This window comes from Bradyrhizobium sp. CCBAU 11434 (assembly GCF_028128895.1).
Classification (GTDB): Bacteria; Pseudomonadota; Alphaproteobacteria; order Rhizobiales; family Xanthobacteraceae; genus Bradyrhizobium; species Bradyrhizobium zhengyangense.
In genome coordinates this window covers 479,895-496,684 of sequence record NZ_LBJX01000011.1, presented here as the reverse complement: position 1 = coordinate 496,684, position 16,790 = coordinate 479,895, and the positions used below count along the sequence as shown (strand labels likewise).

The window sequence follows — 16,790 nt, the reverse complement described above, 5'->3', positions numbered from 1 at the left end:
AACCGAGGGAGAGTAGACCATGAATACGATTTCGATGTTGATCGGCGGCGAACAGAGAACAGCCACGGGTAACGCCACGTTCGAGCGGCTCAATCCGCTGGATGGCCAGATCGCAACGCGAGCGCCGGCAGCCACGGCGCGCGACGCAATTGCGGCCGTGGAAGCCGCCGCCGCAGCCTTCCCGACCTGGGCGGCGACGGGGCCGTCCGAACGCCGGGCGTTGCTCACCAAAGCCGCACATGCGCTCGAGGCAAAAGCAGGCGCTTTCGCCGCCGTGATGGCCGTGGAGACTGGCAGTTCGGGAATCTGGGCAGGCTTCAATGTCCATCTCGCGGCCGGCATGCTGCTCGAAGCCGCCGCTATGACGACGCAGATCAACGGCGAGATCATTCCCTCCGATGTGCCCGGCAGTTTTGCCATGGCGGTGCGACAACCCGCCGGCGTGGTCCTGGGCATGGCGCCCTGGAATGCACCCGTGATCCTCGGCGTGCGCGCCATCGCACTACCTTTGGCTTGCGGCAACACTGTCGTTCTGAAGGGGTCCGAGCTGTGCCCAGCGACACACGGGCTGATCGTCGAGGCGTTCAAGGAGGCCGGCTTTCCCAAAGGCGTCGTCAACTACGTCACCAACGCGCCCTCCGACGCCGGAGCGGTCGTCGAAGCGATGATCGCGCATCCCGCCGTTCGCCGCGTCAATTTCACCGGATCGACCCGCGTCGGGAAGATCATTGCGGCGACATGTGCGAAGTATCTCAAGCCTGCAGTGCTCGAACTCGGAGGCAAAGCACCCCTCGTCGTCCTTGACGATGCCGATATCGGCGCCGCCGTAAATGCTGCCGCGTTCGGCGCCTTTGCGAACTCGGGACAGATCTGCATGTCGACCGAGCGAATCATCGTTGATGAGACCATTGCAGACGAGTTTGTGCGTCGTCTCGCCGACAAGGCCTCCAAGCTGCCGCTCGGCGATCCGAGAAAAGGCCCTGTCGTCCTCGGCTCCGTCGTCGACATGAGCACCGTGAAGCGCTGCAACGAACTCATCGAAGATGCACTCGCAAAAGGTGCAAAGCTGCTGTGCGGCGGAAAGGCCGATTCCACGCTGATGCCGGCCACGCTGATCGACGGCGTCACATCGCAGATGAGAATCTACAGCGAGGAGTCCTTCGGGCCGATCAAGCCGATCGTTCGGGTCAAGGGCGAGGACGCCGCGATCGCTTGCGCAAACGACAACGCTTACGGCCTGTCGTCCGCCGTGTTCACCAGGGACACCTCGAGAGGCATGCGCGTCGCGTCCCGTATCCAATCCGGCATCTGCCATATCAACGGTCCGACCGTTCATGACGAAGCACAGATGCCGTTCGGAGGGGTCAAGGACAGCGGATACGGACGATTCGGCGGCAAGGCCGGAATCGCCGAATTCACGGACATCCGCTGGATGACCATTCAGACAAGCGAACGACATTATCCGTTCTGATCAGGCGCGAGCCGATCTCAACCTCAAATGAACAATGCCGCCTCCCCCTCAGGGGAGGCGCGAGGAAGCTCGTCCAGATGGAGCGCAGAATGTCAGATCGGCAGTTACCGCGGCCTCGTATCGCCATTCTCGGCTCCGGCGCGATGGGATCCTTGTTCGGCGGTTGTCTTTTCGAAGGCGGATCGGACGTCACCCTGATCGATCTGAATGCTTCGCATGTCGAGGCGATCCGGAGGGAGGGTCTCGTCCTGAGCACCGATTCGGGCGAACGATCGATCCGCGTACCGGCTTTCTTTCCGCACGAAGTTGCGACGACATTCGATCTCATCATCGTCTTCACCAAGACCATGCACACGACGGCTGCCCTCTCAGCGGTTCGCTCCTGCATCGGGCCGAAGACCATCTTGCTGAGCCTTCAGAACGGGCTTGATAACAAGTTCCTGCTGACAGCGTTTGCTCGCCCTCAAAACGTCCTGATCGGCATCACGACCAATCCAGCCGATCTCGTCGCGCCCGGCCACGTGGAGTCGCACGGTGCGGGGATCGCTCGACTGGCGGCGACCGCCGAGCCTGCCACGCCAATTCTGAAGCTGCTGCCCGACCTGCTCGCGCGCGGCGGGCTAAACGCCACCGTCGACCCCAGGGTCGAAACCGCCATTTGGGAAAAGGTCGCGTTCAACGCTGCCCTCAATACGCTCTGCGCGTTGACGCGCTCATCGGTCGGCCAGATCGGGGCCGACGAAGCCACGCGAAGCCTCGCGTTCGCCATTGCTGCGGAAGTCTGCAACACCGCTATTGCCTGCGGCTTTGCCGTCAATCGTTCGCACGTCGAACAGACCTTGGCATCCGCGATGCAGCACCACACACACCACAAGCCTTCAATGCTGCAGGACGTGCTTGCCGGAAGAACGACCGAGATCGAGGCGATCTGCGGTGCAGTCGTGAGACATGCGAAGGAACGCGGCCTCTCGACGCCAATGACTGAAACTGTACTGGCCTTGATCCGACATATCGACGCAAAGATCGCCGCCAGGTCCTGAACGGCAAATGTCCTGCGCAGGAGCCGCAGGCATACGAAAGATCGTGCTGGCAATTCAACCACACGACGCAAAACAACAGGGAGGAAATCAAGTCGTGACAGAGTCGTTCCCCATGGGCCAAGTGTCCGCTTCGCACATCGCGGCAACAAGATCCGATCCAACTCGCGGCCTCGAAGACACACATTCCTCCTTGGACATTGGCCAGTTCCTGGATAATGGCCCCTGGAGCCTCGTGCAAAAGCTGGTCGTCTTCATCGCCGCCCTGTCGATCATCATGGACGGGTTCGATGGGCAGCTGATTGGCTTCGCCGTCCCGGTTCTGATCAAGGAGTGGGGCGTGACCCGCGGCGACTTTGCACCCGCACTTGCGGCCGGGTTGGTCGGAATGGGAATAGGGAGCGCCTTCGCTGGCCTCCTCGCCGACCGGTTCGGACGACGCGGAGCCGTAATCGTCAGCGTGATGGTTTTCGGGCTGGCGACCTTCTGCATCGGCTTCGCGGCCAACCTCTGGCATATCGGTGCACTGCGATTTTTGGCGGGGCTCGGCATTGGCGGAGCCTTGCCGAGCTCCACCACCGTTGCGGCAGAGTTCACGCCCGCACGGCGGCGGACGCTCGCCATTACCGCGACCATTGTCTGTGTTCCGCTCGGAGGCATGCTCGCCGGCCTGTTCGCCGGCGTCGTTCTGCCGAACTTCGGTTGGAGGGCCCTGTTCTTTCTTGGCGGAGCTCTGGCCGTGCTCCTGAGCTTCCTTCTGCTCTTCATTCTCCCGGAAACGCCCCGTTTCCTCGCGCGCCGGCCGGCGCGCTGGGCCGAGCTGCGCCGACTCGTCGGGCGCATGTCGCGTCCGGTCGCAGCCGACATCGCCTTCACAGATCTGGGCGAGCAGAGAATCGAGAAACGCGAGGGATTTCTTGCATTATTTGAGAACGGCCGGACGCGCGACACGATCGCGCTCTGGTGCGCCTTCTTTCTCAACTTGCTTGCTGTTTACAGCGCGTTCACGTGGTTGCCGACGATGCTGACGTCGGAAGGACTGGACGTCGCTATCGCCGGGTCAGGTTTGACCGCCTACAACTTCGGAGGCGTGCTCGGCGCGTTGACGTGCGCCATGATCATCACCCGGTACGGCTCCCGCTGGCCGCTCCTGCTTTGCAGCCTGCTCGGTGCCGCGACCGCGTTTTACCTGACCAGCGTGAACATCGCCGCGCAGGCGGGCATTCTGATAGCCGGGTTCGGTGTGCAGGGCTTCTTTGCCAATGCGGTGCAGTCGACCATGTATGCCGTGTGCGCCCATGTCTACCCGACCACTGTCCGGGCCACGGGCACGGCCTCCGCCCTCGCCTTTGGTCGGCTTGGAGCGATCCTCAGTGCCTTTGCCGGCGCAGCAGTGATCACGGCCGGAGGAAAGGACGGTTATCTCCTGATGCTGGGCGTCGCCATGCTTGGTCTTGCCCTTTCGCTCGCTGTCGTTGGTCGACACATCCCCGCACGAGAAGCATGACGAGAGGTCGTTACGGCCGCTCGATACATCAGGAACATTCCGAGAGGAACACGCAATGCGAACACAAGTAGGTATTGTCGGGGCTGGTCCAGCGGGACTCCTGCTCTCTCACATGCTGCATCTGAGCGGCATCGAGTCGATCATCGTCGAAAGCCGGTCGCAGGCAGAGATCGAACAGACGATCCGGGCCGGCGTGCTCGAGCAGTCGACCGTAGATCTGATGACCGAGATCGGTGCCGGAGATCGCATGAAGCGCGAGGGCTTCGTGCATGGCGGCTTCGAGCTGCGGTTCGCCGGCCGCGGACATCGCATCGATCTTGAGAGCCTGGCGAATGGCCGCATGATCACCGTTTATCCGCAGCACGAAGTCCTGAAAGACCTGATCGCGCTTCGCTTGCGCACGGGCGGCCAGATTCATTTTGAGGCCAAGGCAACCAACATCGACGGCCTCACTTCCGACCAGCCCGTCATCCGCTTCACCACCAAGCAAGGCGAGACGCGCGAATTGTCCTGCGACTTCGTCGCGGGATGTGACGGCGGGTACGGTGCAAGTCGCGCCGCAATACCGGAACATTCGGTCCGCCACGACTACTTCCGCGTCTATCCTTTCGGCTGGTTCGGGATCCTGGCCAAGGCGCCCCCATCATCCGAAGAATTGATCTACGCTCACCACGAACGCGGATTCGCGCTGATCTCGACGAGATCTCCGGACGTTCAGCGCATGTATTTCCAATGCGACCCCACCGACAGCGTCGATAACTGGTCCGATGATCGGATCTGGGATGAGTTGCAGAGACGTGTCGGCGGCGACGGGTTCGAACTCAAGACGGGTACGATCTTTCAAAAAGGAATCATCCCGCTCCGCTCGTTCGTCTGCGAGCCGATGCAGCACAGGCGACTATTCCTGGCGGGCGACGCTGCGCACTCCGTCCCCCCGACCGGCGCCAAGGGCCTGAATCTGGCCGCGGCCGACGTGCACGTCCTCGCGCGGGCGCTGTCGTCATTCTACGCCAATCGGTCAACCGACCTGTTGGACGCCTATTCGCGCACTGCACTTCGGCGGGTGTGGCGAGCTCAGCACTTCTCATGGTGGATGACGTCGATGCTCCATCGATTCCATGAAGGGACCGATTTCGACTTGAAGCGCCAACTCGCAGAACTTGAGCTCGTGACCTCGTCGCGGGCCGCTGCGACAACGCTTGCTGAGAACTATGTCGGGATGCCATTAGCGTGAAGTGAAGCGGTAATCTTTGACGTCTGAGGATCGAAGGCCATGCCAACCAAACCTGTCGTCGTCGCAGTCGCCATCACGGGCTCCGTGCCACGTAAACGCGATAATCCCGCTCTGCCAGTGACACCCGCGGAGCAGATCGAATCGACCCACGAGGCGTTCGAAGCAGGTGCGTCGCTCGTCCACATCCACGTGCGCAACGACGACGAAAGCCCGTCTTCCGACGCCGCGCGGTTTGCAGTCGTGAAGGAAGGGATCGCGAAACATTGCCCCGGGATGATCGTGCAATTTTCGACGGGGGGACGGGGTCGAGACCCAGCCGCACGCGGTACGGCGCTTTATCTCAAGCCCGATATGGCTTCCCTGTCCACGGGCTCAGTCAACTTCCCGACCATCATCTATGAAAACCATACTGCTCTGGTGGAGGACCTCGCCTCCAAAATGCAAGAGAATGGTGTTCGTCCCGAAATCGAAATTTTCGACTTGTCCCACATCCACGGCGCGCGCCGCCTCATCGACAAAGGGCTGATGGACCCGCGCCCGCATGTTCAATTCGTGATGGGCGTGCTGAATGCATTGCCTGCGGATGAACGGCTCCTTGATATTCTTCTGAATGAAACCCGCCGTATCCTGCCGCAAGCTACCTGGACGGCGGCGGGGATCGGACCGAATCAGGCGCGAGTCATGGAATGGGTTCTGGCCCGCGGCGGCGACGGGGTGCGCACCGGGCTGGAAGACAACATCCGCATTTCTAAGGACAGGCTCGCAAGTAGCAACGCAGAGCTGGTCAAACGCGCCGTCGATGCCATCAGCCGTCACGGCGCCCGCCCCGCCACGCCACGGGAGGCGCGCTTGGCCCTCCATCTCAATCCCGTCGCCTGAAAACCCATTGGCGCGTCGGGCTGGGGCGCGGACCATCCTCAGCATGAAATCGTCAAGTCGACGCGACGCGTGTCAGCGAACCAACCGGTTTAAATTGACTGACATGCGAGTGACCGCAGAACCACCGGAATGGACAAGAAAGGTTGCGGAAGTACCTGCGACGGCAAGTGCCAAGAGGCGGTAGGGTTAGGTCCTCACAGGTTTGCGAAGCGTCGCCCCACTCTTACCCAGCGATCTCGTTTGCTTGGGTGAGCGCATTCCTGATCAACTTCGCGACTGAGCCGTCGTCAGTGAAACCAAGCGCGCGCTCGTCGGCAACGTCGAGCTCGGGGAAGCGGCCGAATGTCGCCTCGATGCGCTCATCCGGACGATATTGAACGAGTGACGTTCGTACCGTTCCACCGACCTCAGCAAACGCTTCGACGACATCTTCGACGGTGAGATGCAACGCCGGGAGCTGAATGGTACCGCAATGGGCGATCACGCCGGCGTGCATGAGGTTCTTCACCGCCGCGACAATGGACAGCCACCACATGGTGGCACCCGGCGACACTGGGCAGCAATAGGGCTCGCCGGCCGCGAGCGCGTGCAGGAGCTCGCTCATGAAGGCGGAGCCGAATCCGGTCGCCGGTCCAGGGCGAGCCACGACCCCGGGCAGTCGCACCGAGATGCCGGTCATCTCACCCCGCCTAGTGTGGTCGGCCAAGGCGATCTCGACCATGCGCTTGTGCGCGCCATAGGTAATCGCAGGACGCGGCGGCGTTCGCGAACTGACGGGACCGGAGCTTGGGCTGTAGACCGCGATGCTGCTGGCATAGACCACGCGAGGGCAGCGAGACGTCGCCGCCAGTCGCTCCAGAAGATCGAGCGAGGCGTCGAGATTGACGCGACGTCCGAGCCGCGGATCTTTTTCGGCAAGCGCTCCCGGCACACTCGAGAGATGGAAGACGAGATCGAATTCGTCGCGAAAGATCGCGTCCATGACGGCGCAATCGTCGACCCCGCCGCAAAGCCAGCGCACGCGACCTGCGGCAGCCCAGGCCGGCCGTTCCGCGAGGTCGACAGCGACGATCTCTGGCACAGCGGGGTCGCCGATCAGCGACTTCAGCAACGCACTACCGATGAATCCCGCGGCTCCAGTGACCAGAATCCGCATCGACTTAGATGCCTCCGCGATTGGACGAGCGAGGCGGGGCCGCAGACTCATCGTCCGCCCGGACGACCTTCTGATCGATGCGGCCAAACGGTCCGTCCCGCCCGTCGGCGAAGCACGCCTGCATGGACACGCGATCGCCGAATTTCAGGAACGGCGTCCTGGCCGCGCCGTGATCGACCATTTCGATGGCCCGCACCTCCGAGAGGCAGCTCGAGCCCACCGACCGATCGGCGTTCGACACTGTTCCCGATCCGATGATCGTTCCCGCCGTGAGGCGTCGCGTTTTCGCGGCATGGGCGATGAGATCCGCAAAGCTGAACGCCATTTCGCGGCCCGAGGCAGCGCCGATCCGCTCCCCGTTGCGCCAAATGCCAAGCTGCATGTCGACGCGTTCATCACGCCAGGCGGCGTCGATTTCATCCGGCGTCACGGCGATGGGCGCAAAGCTCGTCGAAGGTTTGGCCTGAAGGAAACCAAATCCGGTTCGCACCTCGCGCGCGCCGATGGCGCGCAGGCTCCAGTCGTTGATCTGCACCACGAGCCGGATGTGCGTGCCGCACTGCGCGGCCGGTGTCGCCATCGCCACCTCGTCGACGATCACCCCGAACTCGCCCTCGAAATCGATTCCGTCCGCCTCTGTCACAAACGGCACGTCGGCCTGCGGGCCGAGAAAATCGTCACTCGCTCCCTGGTACATCACCGGGATCGTGTCGAAATCTGGAATCGGCGACTTGTCGAAGGCAAGATCCATCAGTCGCCCGTGATTGAGAAATGCCGATCCATCGCACCATTGCGGCGCGCGCGGCAGCGGCGCGAGGCAGCGCGCGGGATCGAACGGCATGATGTCGTCGACACGGCCGTCGTCGAGCCGGTCGTTGAGGGCGCGCAGGGGCGCCTCCACCGATGGCCAGCGGCGGAGCGCCGTCAGGAGGTTCGGCGCGATCGCGCGCGCATCGACCGCCCGCTGAAGATCCCTGGAAACGACGACCAGCTGGCCATCGATCGTCCCGTCATCGTAGGTCGCAAGTCTCATGAGGCAGCCTTCGACGGATTGACTTCGTCGCTGAATTGTCCATCGACGAGCATGAACAGCATCCGACACGGCTTGCCGCTTCGGTTGGCCCACGCATGGTTTGTGCCACGCTGAATCACAACGTCGCCGGCTTTCAGGTTCGCTTCGCCCTTGTCGAGCACCAGCGTGACCTCCCCGGAGATGACGATTCCGTAGTCGACAGTTTCGGTGCGGTGCATCAACGGATGCGGCGAGTCCGGTCGCACGGTCGATGCGTGCACATCGCCGGCCTGGCTGAACGCATCCTTCATCCGCGCCGCGCCATGCTTGAGGAAGTCCTCGGTGTCGGGCGGAATATCAACGAAACGGATGCGGGTGCCGTGCGCCGGCGGCGGCAGACGCAGGGGACCAATGGTCGGATCCGGTCCGTTGTCGATGGAAACAGGCGTTGCAGTCGTGCTCCACACCTCATGAAACATCGTCCCCGGAATCGCAGCGAGCGCGACCACCGTCGGCAAGGAGCCGTCGGTTGTGATCACGGCATCCCCATGCGCGTCGTGACCTGTCACGACACGGCGAATTGGTGCAAGCGACATTTTGATTCCTCAATTTGATTCAGGATCAGGCAACTTCGAGCGACTGTCGGCCTGCGACCCCTGCCCTCGTGGCAAACACCCTCGAGAACAGCAAGACGGCGACGGTCGAGATGGCGATCGCGCAAAGTCCCAGCGCCTGGTAGCCGAACGATTGAACCAACGTGCCGCCGAGGATCGGGCCGACCGCGGCTCCGATCATCAGCATCGCCGGTGTCCCCGCAAGTGCGCGCGCCGTCGGATCGAGCCGCGACAGCAGACCGAAGGCGAAGGTGTGCGTGAAGATCATCACCGCGGCGAACAGCGCCGTCGGGATCGCATAAGCTAGAAAGCCGCTGCCGAAGGTGATCGTCACCGCGATGACCGCCTGGCAAACAGGCCCCGCGAGCACCACAGTCCTCGCTGACACCTTCCTTTCCAGCACTACCGCGAGTGGCGCCGGCAGGAGATTGACCAGGCCGAGCGCGATCAACACGCCGGTGACCGCTTCGGTGCCGAAACCTCTATCGGCACCGATGCGCTCGATAAAGCTGAACATCATCGCCTGGGTCAGCGCCATGCAGCTCACCCCGGCGACGCCAAACCATACGGCCCGCGGGAGGCGGCTGACGTCTGCGACCGAGCTCTTGTCACCAGCAACCGCGGCAGGAAATGAGATCGCGGCGACGATTGCGGCAACTGCCATGATGCTCGAGAACACCGCGAACAGCACGTGCCCTCCGAACGCGACGATCAGGTTCGGCGTGGCACCAAGAAACACGATGGCGAAGACACCCAGTGCGATGCCGACGATCGCAAACAGACGATGCGGATTGGCGCTGCGCGCGATCGTCCCGTGCGTGAAGCTGAGGCCGCAGGCCGCTGAAGCGCCAGCCAGCGCGTGCAGAACGGCCAGCGTCGGGAAATCCGTGACCCACGCTGCGGCGAAGAAGGCTGCCGCGGCAAGCGCGAAGCCACCGATCACGGCCAGCCGCGCATTCATGCGGTTAAGGCGTGGTGCAAAGAACAGGCTGCTGAGCACCGCGCCGGTCAGGAACAGCGTCGCGAGCCCGCCCGCCTGCTGAGGCGCGAACTTGTACTGTGCGATCAGGGCGCCGACCCAGACCGGCAAAGCGACGAGGTCAACCATGCCGGCGCAGTGTGCCACCATCAAGGGAAGACGGCCTGACCAGCTTTCCGTTGTCGATTGCATTCCTATTCCCCCTCTTTGTGATTTGTGTTTCGGCACGACGGCACCGAGCTGCGCTCGCAGCTTTCCGTCGGATCAAATCGGTTGCGTCAGCGCCATGACCGACTCTCGCATGATCCTCGCATGTTCGGCTTTGTCGCCGTTTTTCATCTCGATCCGGCAGAGCCGTTCCGAATTCTCGATCACCATGCGACAGCGCTCCCAGCGGCGCGCGTGGAAGCCGTCGAACGCGTCTTGCAGGGTCGTGGCCTTGGCGAGCTCTTCCGCAAGAACGATGCCGCTCTCGATGCCGATGCCGGCGCCGGATGCCAGATGCGGCGTGGTCGCCGCAACGGTATCGCCGATCAGGATGACGCGACCACGATTCCATGGTGCTGACACGAGAAGGTTGGCGAGCGGGCGATAGTCGATTGCGGCCTCAGGGGCGAAGAGTTGGGGGCGAAGCGCGGCAAGAGCCGGGTCACTGAACGGCTCGATCATGCTCGCGACAAGCTGCGGCCAGGTCTTCGCGTCGACGTTGAGCTTTTCCGCCCGCGGCTCGGTGACGAACATGTACAAGTGCGTCGGCGAGACCGGATTCACCCCGACCTTCACGGCGCCACCCAGCCACATGCGCGGACGATCGATATCCGATGGCCTCGGTAAAACCGCCCGGAAGACGCCCTGCCCGATATACTGCGGCGGCTTGACCTCCGGAAAGAAACGTTCGCGCGTTTTCGAATGGACGCCGTCGGCGGCGACAACGAGGTCGTAAGTATCGGTCGTCCCGTCTGTGAACACGACGGTGACCTGATCGCCCGTCTGCTCGATCGCCGTGTAGGTACACCCGACGCGAACCGCGACACCGCTCGCGCGGGTGGCATCGGCGAGAATTCGTCCCAGTTCCGGCCGCATGATCCCGCCGCCGCCGGGAACGTCGGAGCCCGCGACTTTAGGCGTCGGGATCTCGCCGATCTTCTGCCCGATGGGGGTGAACAGATCGACGCCGCTGGAGGTGAAACCGCGCCTTGCGAATTCGTCAAAGACCCCGATCGTCTCGAGCGCGCGCAAGGTCGGCCCATTCACGGTGATGCCGGCCCCTTCAGGACGCCAATCGGGATCGATCTCGACGAGATCGACGTCGATGCCGGCCTTGCGCATCTGGATGGCCGCAGCCATGCCAGAAAATCCGCCGCCAATTATCAATACCTTACGAACCACCGCCAAGGTGTCCCTCCTCTCGAAACTTGCGCCTTTTCGGCTGCCTTATTCTTCTGTTACCAAGAGATCGCCGTGCGTATCGATGGCGATCGGCACGGCGGTCAGCCGTTTACCCACGCACGGCCCCTGCACACACATCCCGCTGTCCGGCAGGAATTCCGCCCCATGCGCATGACAGACGATGCGCGAGCCATCGGCATTCAGATACCCGTCCTTGCGCCATGCCATCGGCGCGCCATCGACATGCGGGCACGCGTTGCGCCAGACCTGCAGAACACCGCCCCACCGCACGACGAACATCGTGTCCTCGCCGCAGTCGTGCGGATCGAAGCCGCGCGATTGACCCTCGCCGATCTCGTCGGCTCGGCCTATCCGGAGTAACCCTGCAATCTTCACCTCAAGCGTAGTCGCCATTTTCGTGGATCCCTGGACCAGGAGCCCATTTCTTTCGCATCTTCAAAAGGAACGTCTGGGACGCATCGGCGGACAATGCGGCCTCGCGCGGCGCCCAACTGGCGTCGTGCAGATCCATGTCCGCATCCATCTCGATGTGGCAGGCGAACGGGCTGTTGAAGTACCAGAACCAGTTCGAGCCCAGGATGTGGCGGCCAGGTCCCCAGAACGCCTGGTAGCCCTTTTCCACGAAGCGGTAGCCGTTGGTAATCATCTCCGACGGGCCGCCGAAATGGAACGTGAAATGCTCGACGCCGTGCATATGCGGTGGCGCCGCAATCAGGAAGTGGGTGTGATGGTCAAGCGATCCCGCCGGTTGCAGGAACGGACCGGTCGAGGTGAAGCGATCCGTGCAGCGAAAGCCCAGCCGATTGACGTAGAAGGCCTCCGCCTTCAACACGTCGGGCACGAAATAGACCACGTGCGACAGCGAGCGCGGGCGGATCACCGTGCCGGGCGGCGGCACGCCGAGGCTGTTGACCGGACGAAACACCACGCCACCGGGCGCATTGGAGATTTCGCCCGGCAGCGCGAAGGGCCGGCGGACGGTCACGCGAAAGCCAATGACGAAATTCGAATCATCGATTGATTCGATCGAGCCGTCAGGTAGCACCCGGACTTCGCGATCCCGGCGCAATTCCGCAGCAATCGCCTGGAGCGTCGCGCTGTCAGCGACGCCCATCATGGTCTTGCGCAGGCGACAGCCCGGCGCAGGCGGCGCGGGCAGCCGCGGATTGTCTTCGCGCGCGATTACGACCGATGTGCCGTCGATCGCCTCGAACCGTCCTCCAGCATCCGAGACGTCGACGGGCGTCAGCCCGTAGTCGACAAGGAAGCGTGCAGTACCGGGCACGTCATCCACGCCGAAGATCAAACTGTCCAAACCTACGATTTTCATTCTTCCCTCCGGAAATGCCGGCGTTCAACTAGTGCGGCCGCTCAATGTCTCGGCCACCCAATCGGCGATGTACTGGCCCGCATTGATGCTGTTATCGAAGCTCGCGTGTTGCGCACCACCTTCGCGGTCGGTGACGACCTTGAGCTCGCGCTTGGGACTGTTCACGAGATGCTCGTAGGTGCGCTCCGCCCAATGCAGCGGAATCTGCGAGTCCTTCTCGCCATGGGTCACGAGGAAGGGCACCCTGACGCGGTCAAGGATGCCGTCGAGATGAACGTTCTCGGCAATCCTCTCGAAATCGTCCTGATCCTTGGCGCCCCAAACCCAACGCACATGCGCCCAGTAATGCGGGACCGGGAAGTTGCCTTCCTTCTGCAGCCTCTTCTTCTGCACATCGCGCCAGTCATGATTGGCCCCCCAGGCGACGCCGCAGGCGAAGCGCGGCTCGAAAGCAACGGCGCGGGGACAAAAATAACCGCCGAGCGAAACACCCTCCAAGCCGATCCGCCGGGGATCGACGTCGGCGCGCGTCTCGAGCCAATCGACAACCCGGCTCGCCCAATGCTCGCTGTCGTAACGGGCCGTCAGGCCGTGCAGCCGCAACGCCTCGCCGGATCCCGGCTGGTCGATCACGAGCGAGGAAACGCCGCGCCTGGCAAGCCAGGCCGGCAATCCGACGCGGTACTTCATCTCCTTGGTTGAATCGAGCCCGTTGACCTGCACCAGGAGCGGAGCCGGACCTTCGACCCCCTCGGCTCGCACGAGGAGACCGGCGATGTGGGCACCCTCATATGGGATTTCGACCCGCTCGCAATTCTCCCTCGCCAGGGTGACTCCTTTGGCGAACACGTCGAGAAAACGGCGGTAGAGTTCGAGGCGGCCCGGCGCACCGTGCGCCTGTAGCCGCTCGCAGGTGATCAGATAGGTGGCCGCACGTCCGTATTTTTCGCCCGCGGAGAGCAACCGTCCGCGCGCCTCATCCTCCGCAGCTAGTCCGCAGAGCTTGTCGGCCATGCGCGACCAGGTCTCGCGGAAGGCTGCGGTACCTGCTGCACCAGGCTGGCGCGCGGCCTCCTGCAGAGGCGCGCACATTTCCTCGATCTCGCCGATCCTGGCTCCCATTTCGATCGCAAGATCGACCGAGAGATTCCAGACGTAATTCGTCGGAAAATACCTGAACATAAGCCTACTCACGGCGCACGAGAGGCGCCCCTGGACGTTCTTCCCAATGCTCAGGTAGCGCCCTTTAACTCCTCTGAAAAATTGATTATTAACATCCCAGATATTGATTTCATAAATGGATCGCTGGAGCTCGCGATGCGCTTCAACAACAAGTTCGATCTCAACCTTCTGGTCGCCCTCGATCATCTGCTGCATCTGCGCAGCGTCAGCGGGGCGGCGGCGCGCGTGAATGTGACGCAGTCCGCGATGAGCAACGCGCTGCTTCGGCTGCGCAACTATTTCGATGACGAACTTCTGGTGAAGATCGGGCGCAAGATGGAGCTCACGCCGCGCGCCGAAGCTCTGAAGGATTCCATCAAGGACTTGCTGGTCCGGATCGACTGGACGATTGCGTCGACGTCGGAATTCGATCTGGCTCAGTCCGACCGCTGCTTCAAGATCCTCGCGTCCGACTACACCATGGCAACCCTGGTGCCGGCGCTGCTTGCGAAGTGCGAGGCGGCTGCCCCTAGCATTCGCTTCGACTTCCTCCAGCAGGTTCAGGCGCCCGAACGCGCCCTCGAACGGGGCGACGTCGATCTGCTCATCATCCCGCAAGAGTTCAGCTCAAAACTTCACCCTTCAGAGGTCATCGTCGAGGAAGACTTTTGCGTCATCGCCTGGAGCAAGGGGAAGTTCGCGCGGGGAAAGCTTTCGCGCAGCGACTACACCAAGGCATCACATGTTGTGATGCGGCCGGCTATCGCGACTCAATCCCTGGAGACGCGCTACCTGGAACAAAGCGGAGTGACGCGCAACGAGGCGATCTCGACCTACGCCTTCACCGCAATTCCGCATCTGGTTGTGGGAACCAATCGCATTGCCACCTTGCATCGGAGGCTCGCGAAGCTTGCGCAGCGAAGCCTTCCGATACGGATCATCGAGCTGCCGGTATCATTGCCGATCATGCAGCAATGCGTGCAGTGGCACCGCTACCGCTCGAATGACGCCGGCCTGATCTGGTTGCGCGATACCATGCGGGCGGCCGCGCTCGAGGTGCGGTAGCTCGATACAAAAAAGCCGGCGCATTTTGCGCCGGCTCCTTATTGATGTCCATTCGCGGGACAGATTAGGTCCTTGGGCGATCTCTGATCAGTGCTTGCCCGGTATGGCGCCCGGCGGCGGTGCCGGCACCCAGATGGGGAATGCCAAATTGGCCCAAACGGTGTCGGCCTTGGTACCGTTCTCCACATAGAACGTGTGCTGGTAGTTCAGGTTGATCTGCATGGTACCCAGATCATAGGACAGCGACGGTCCAAAGTTCAGCGACCGAAGTCGGTTTCCATCCTGAATCCCCGCGGCATTGAATGCCTTGATCCCGTTCACCGTATCGTCGGTATATTGCTGAGTGTAGCCACCGACGATGCCGGCCTTCCACTTTCCAAAGTTGTACCCGGCGGTGAAATCGACCACCAGCGCATCGCCGCTCTTGTATTGCTGCATCATCTGCGTGAATGGATTGACCGATTCCGAGTTCGTTCCATTGATCAGCAGTCGCGGTGCGACGGCGAACTCGAAACCTTTCGGATCAGCATAACGATAGGCGACGGTCGGCGAGATGGTTGTGTAGTTAGTGCCCACATTGAGGGGTTTATTGGGAGAGTAGGTGCCTGTGTTCGGCATGATGTCGAGCCCGAGCGTAACGCTCTGCGTTGGCGACAGTGCCCAGTTCAAGATCACCGGTGAAATCGTCAGGTTCGCAAATCCGTTGGCCTGAAACGTGCCCCCGGGATTGGAATTGTCGAGGTGTACGTAGGGGACGACAAGCTGCGAATAGACGTGAGCGCCAAAGAACTCGCCGGGATAGCTGGCGAGAAACCTGACCGTCTCCGAAACCGCCGAAAGCTGAAAGGGAATGGGCAGCTTGTTGCCGCTTCCATCATAGAGACCGTTAGCACTCGTGTAGTTGGTCTGGCTGATCGCAAAGAGACCTGGGATCGGTGGGAAAGCACCGACAAAAATGCCAGGCGAGCCGGCAGGATAGTTCGTCACCCCGTTCTCTGCGGCCATCGCTCCGTTGACCGCACCGGCCATTAGCATCATTGCGGAAAGCTTCAGTACTCGCTTCATAGTCCCCCCATGCGCGATCGTCCTCGCAAGCGAGGTCGCGGGCGTCATCCCCAAGTTCATTCATTCGTGCCGACGCGCCATCGACCGTCGGAATGGCGTCATATTCGGCAAGCGCCAGTCATTCGTAAAATTGATCTTTGAAATCCGAGCTATTTATTCAAATGATAGCTGAGGGTGCGATCCGCCTTATGGATCCAGCGACATGTGAATCGCGTCCAAATAGCTCTGCCTCACTCTGATGCGGTTCGGGGCGCTTCGATTGGAAGAATCAGCACTATGCGGCAGGCACTCGGCCGCTGCCGTCTGGTGCCGCTCAGGTTTGTGTAAGTGTGCGACCGTCCGGCGGCCTATGTGATCGCAGCTTTTGAAGCGCGAGCTGTCGTTGCTCGAATGCAAACCGCTGCCAGTAGTCGGCACAGTCCGCGCCAAGAGCCGAGGCGCTACCGTCGGCGGCGAAAAATCGCACGAGATCGCAATTTGGCGTACTAAATCGCATAAATGGCGGAGAGAGTGGGAGTCAAACCCACGATTCAAGACAAAGGTGCCGATTCCAATACAGTCGGCGGCTGTCCTGCGGGTGGTCGGTACCGGCGGCGACGATAGTTTATCCGTTTTGCTCGTCCGGATATCCTATTCTACCACGAGTACGTTGTTGGCCGGTCGTATTGGATCAAACGCAATGTATCGAATAGGCGAGATACGAAAACAAGGAAAAAGACACACGGCAGTCCGACTGCGCGGGGTTACACTGAGAAACGTCGCACGAGATTCCCGTGATCTCAGCAACCCGGCCGCGAAGGTCTTGTAAAATAAAGGCTTTCGCATGGTGGGCGCACCAGGGCTCGAACCTGGGACCGCTGATTAAGAGAC

Annotated in this window: 15 protein-coding genes; 6 read left to right on the top strand and 9 right to left on the bottom strand. The window is 61.9% G+C overall.

The annotated features are described in order from the left end of the window. The first annotated feature begins 19 nt into the window (after positions 1-19). The 5 genes from XI06_RS09770 (at position 20) to XI06_RS09750 (ending at position 6,128) form a co-directional block, all read left to right on the top strand. Positions 20-1,471, top strand: coding sequence for an aldehyde dehydrogenase (locus tag XI06_RS09770; RefSeq protein ID WP_271605175.1), 1,452 nt, complete (start codon positions 20-22; stop codon positions 1,469-1,471). Positions 1,472-1,548: 77 nt separating this feature from the next. Beyond that, positions 1,549-2,511, top strand: coding sequence for a ketopantoate reductase family protein (locus XI06_RS09765; protein ID WP_271605174.1), 963 nt, complete (start codon positions 1,549-1,551; stop codon positions 2,509-2,511). Positions 2,512-2,701: 190 nt separating this feature from the next. After that, positions 2,702-4,015, top strand: a complete 1,314-nt coding sequence (locus XI06_RS09760; protein ID WP_271605173.1) for an MFS transporter — start codon at positions 2,702-2,704, stop codon at positions 4,013-4,015. Positions 4,016-4,070: 55 nt separating this feature from the next. Continuing rightward, positions 4,071-5,249, top strand: coding sequence for a 4-hydroxybenzoate 3-monooxygenase (locus XI06_RS09755; protein WP_271605172.1), 1,179 nt, complete (start codon positions 4,071-4,073; stop codon positions 5,247-5,249). Positions 5,250-5,288: 39 nt separating this feature from the next. Next, positions 5,289-6,128 carry a 3-keto-5-aminohexanoate cleavage protein gene (locus XI06_RS09750; protein WP_271605171.1) on the top strand — a complete coding sequence of 280 codons (840 nt, stop codon included), beginning with the start codon at positions 5,289-5,291 and terminating at the stop codon, positions 6,126-6,128. Between the two features lie 223 nt (positions 6,129-6,351). Here XI06_RS09750 and XI06_RS09745 read toward each other — a convergent pair whose 3' ends face one another. From XI06_RS09745 to XI06_RS09710, 8 genes are all read right to left on the bottom strand, one after another. Beyond that, positions 6,352-7,284, bottom strand: a complete 933-nt coding sequence (locus XI06_RS09745; protein WP_271605170.1) for an NAD-dependent epimerase/dehydratase family protein — start codon at positions 7,282-7,284, stop codon at positions 6,352-6,354. Between the two features lie 4 nt (positions 7,285-7,288). Then, positions 7,289-8,317 (bottom strand): fumarylacetoacetate hydrolase family protein, encoded by a 1,029-nt coding sequence (locus tag XI06_RS09740; protein ID WP_271605169.1) that lies wholly within the window; start codon positions 8,315-8,317, stop codon positions 7,289-7,291. Beyond that, entirely contained in the window at positions 8,314-8,892 is a 579-nt protein-coding gene (locus tag XI06_RS09735; RefSeq protein WP_271605168.1) for a cupin domain-containing protein, read from the bottom strand. The genes XI06_RS09740 and XI06_RS09735 overlap by 4 nt, the downstream gene beginning before the upstream one ends. A gap of 25 nt (positions 8,893-8,917) precedes the next feature. Then, entirely contained in the window at positions 8,918-10,081 is a 1,164-nt protein-coding gene (locus XI06_RS09730; protein ID WP_271605167.1) for an MFS transporter, read from the bottom strand. 72 nt (positions 10,082-10,153) lie between these two features. Then, positions 10,154-11,284 carry an FAD-dependent oxidoreductase gene (locus tag XI06_RS09725; protein WP_333909317.1) on the bottom strand — a complete coding sequence of 377 codons (1,131 nt, stop codon included), beginning with the start codon at positions 11,282-11,284 and terminating at the stop codon, positions 10,154-10,156. Between the two features lie 39 nt (positions 11,285-11,323). Then, complete coding sequence (locus XI06_RS09720) at positions 11,324-11,692, bottom strand: Rieske (2Fe-2S) protein (RefSeq protein WP_271605166.1); 369 nt, start codon at positions 11,690-11,692, stop codon at positions 11,324-11,326. After that, positions 11,676-12,629, bottom strand: a complete 954-nt coding sequence (locus tag XI06_RS09715; protein ID WP_271605165.1) for a VOC family protein — start codon at positions 12,627-12,629, stop codon at positions 11,676-11,678. The genes XI06_RS09720 and XI06_RS09715 overlap by 17 nt, the downstream gene beginning before the upstream one ends. A 24-nt stretch (positions 12,630-12,653) precedes the next feature. Continuing rightward, positions 12,654-13,811: an alpha/beta hydrolase family protein gene (locus tag XI06_RS09710; RefSeq protein WP_271605449.1), complete on the bottom strand. Its 1,158-nt coding sequence runs from the start codon at positions 13,809-13,811 to the stop codon at positions 12,654-12,656. Between the two features lie 135 nt (positions 13,812-13,946). Between XI06_RS09710 and XI06_RS09705 the strand changes: the two genes are divergently transcribed. Beyond that, complete coding sequence (locus XI06_RS09705; RefSeq protein ID WP_271605164.1) at positions 13,947-14,855, top strand: LysR family transcriptional regulator; 909 nt, start codon at positions 13,947-13,949, stop codon at positions 14,853-14,855. A gap of 87 nt (positions 14,856-14,942) precedes the next feature. On the opposite strand, the gene XI06_RS09700 is transcribed toward XI06_RS09705, so the two are convergent. Continuing rightward, on the bottom strand, positions 14,943-15,920 hold the full coding sequence (locus XI06_RS09700; RefSeq protein ID WP_271605163.1) for a SphA family protein: 978 nt from the start codon (positions 15,918-15,920) through the stop codon (positions 14,943-14,945). Positions 15,921-16,790: the final 870 nt, after the last annotated feature.

Excerpts from the sequence above, each read along its gene's own strand:
- XI06_RS09770 (WP_271605175.1), top strand. The coding sequence starts at position 20 with ATGAATACGATTTCGATGTTGATCGGCGGCGAACAGAGAACAGCCACG.
- XI06_RS09765 (WP_271605174.1), top strand. The coding sequence starts at position 1,549 with ATGGAGCGCAGAATGTCAGATCGGCAGTTACCGCGGCCTCGTATCGCC.
- XI06_RS09755 (WP_271605172.1), top strand. The coding sequence starts at position 4,071 with ATGCGAACACAAGTAGGTATTGTCGGGGCTGGTCCAGCGGGACTCCTG.
- XI06_RS09750 (WP_271605171.1), top strand. The coding sequence starts at position 5,289 with ATGCCAACCAAACCTGTCGTCGTCGCAGTCGCCATCACGGGCTCCGTG.
- XI06_RS09745 (WP_271605170.1), bottom strand. The coding sequence starts at position 7,284 with ATGCGGATTCTGGTCACTGGAGCCGCGGGATTCATCGGTAGTGCGTTG.
- XI06_RS09740 (WP_271605169.1), bottom strand. The coding sequence starts at position 8,317 with ATGAGACTTGCGACCTACGATGACGGGACGATCGATGGCCAGCTGGTC.
- XI06_RS09735 (WP_271605168.1), bottom strand. The coding sequence starts at position 8,892 with ATGTCGCTTGCACCAATTCGCCGTGTCGTGACAGGTCACGACGCGCAT.
- XI06_RS09730 (WP_271605167.1), bottom strand. The coding sequence starts at position 10,081 with ATGCAATCGACAACGGAAAGCTGGTCAGGCCGTCTTCCCTTGATGGTG.
- XI06_RS09720 (WP_271605166.1), bottom strand. The coding sequence starts at position 11,692 with ATGGCGACTACGCTTGAGGTGAAGATTGCAGGGTTACTCCGGATAGGC.
- XI06_RS09715 (WP_271605165.1), bottom strand. The coding sequence starts at position 12,629 with ATGAAAATCGTAGGTTTGGACAGTTTGATCTTCGGCGTGGATGACGTG.
- XI06_RS09710 (WP_271605449.1), bottom strand. The coding sequence starts at position 13,811 with ATGTTCAGGTATTTTCCGACGAATTACGTCTGGAATCTCTCGGTCGAT.
- XI06_RS09705 (WP_271605164.1), top strand. The coding sequence starts at position 13,947 with ATGCGCTTCAACAACAAGTTCGATCTCAACCTTCTGGTCGCCCTCGAT.
- XI06_RS09700 (WP_271605163.1), bottom strand. The coding sequence starts at position 15,920 with ATGAAGCGAGTACTGAAGCTTTCCGCAATGATGCTAATGGCCGGTGCG.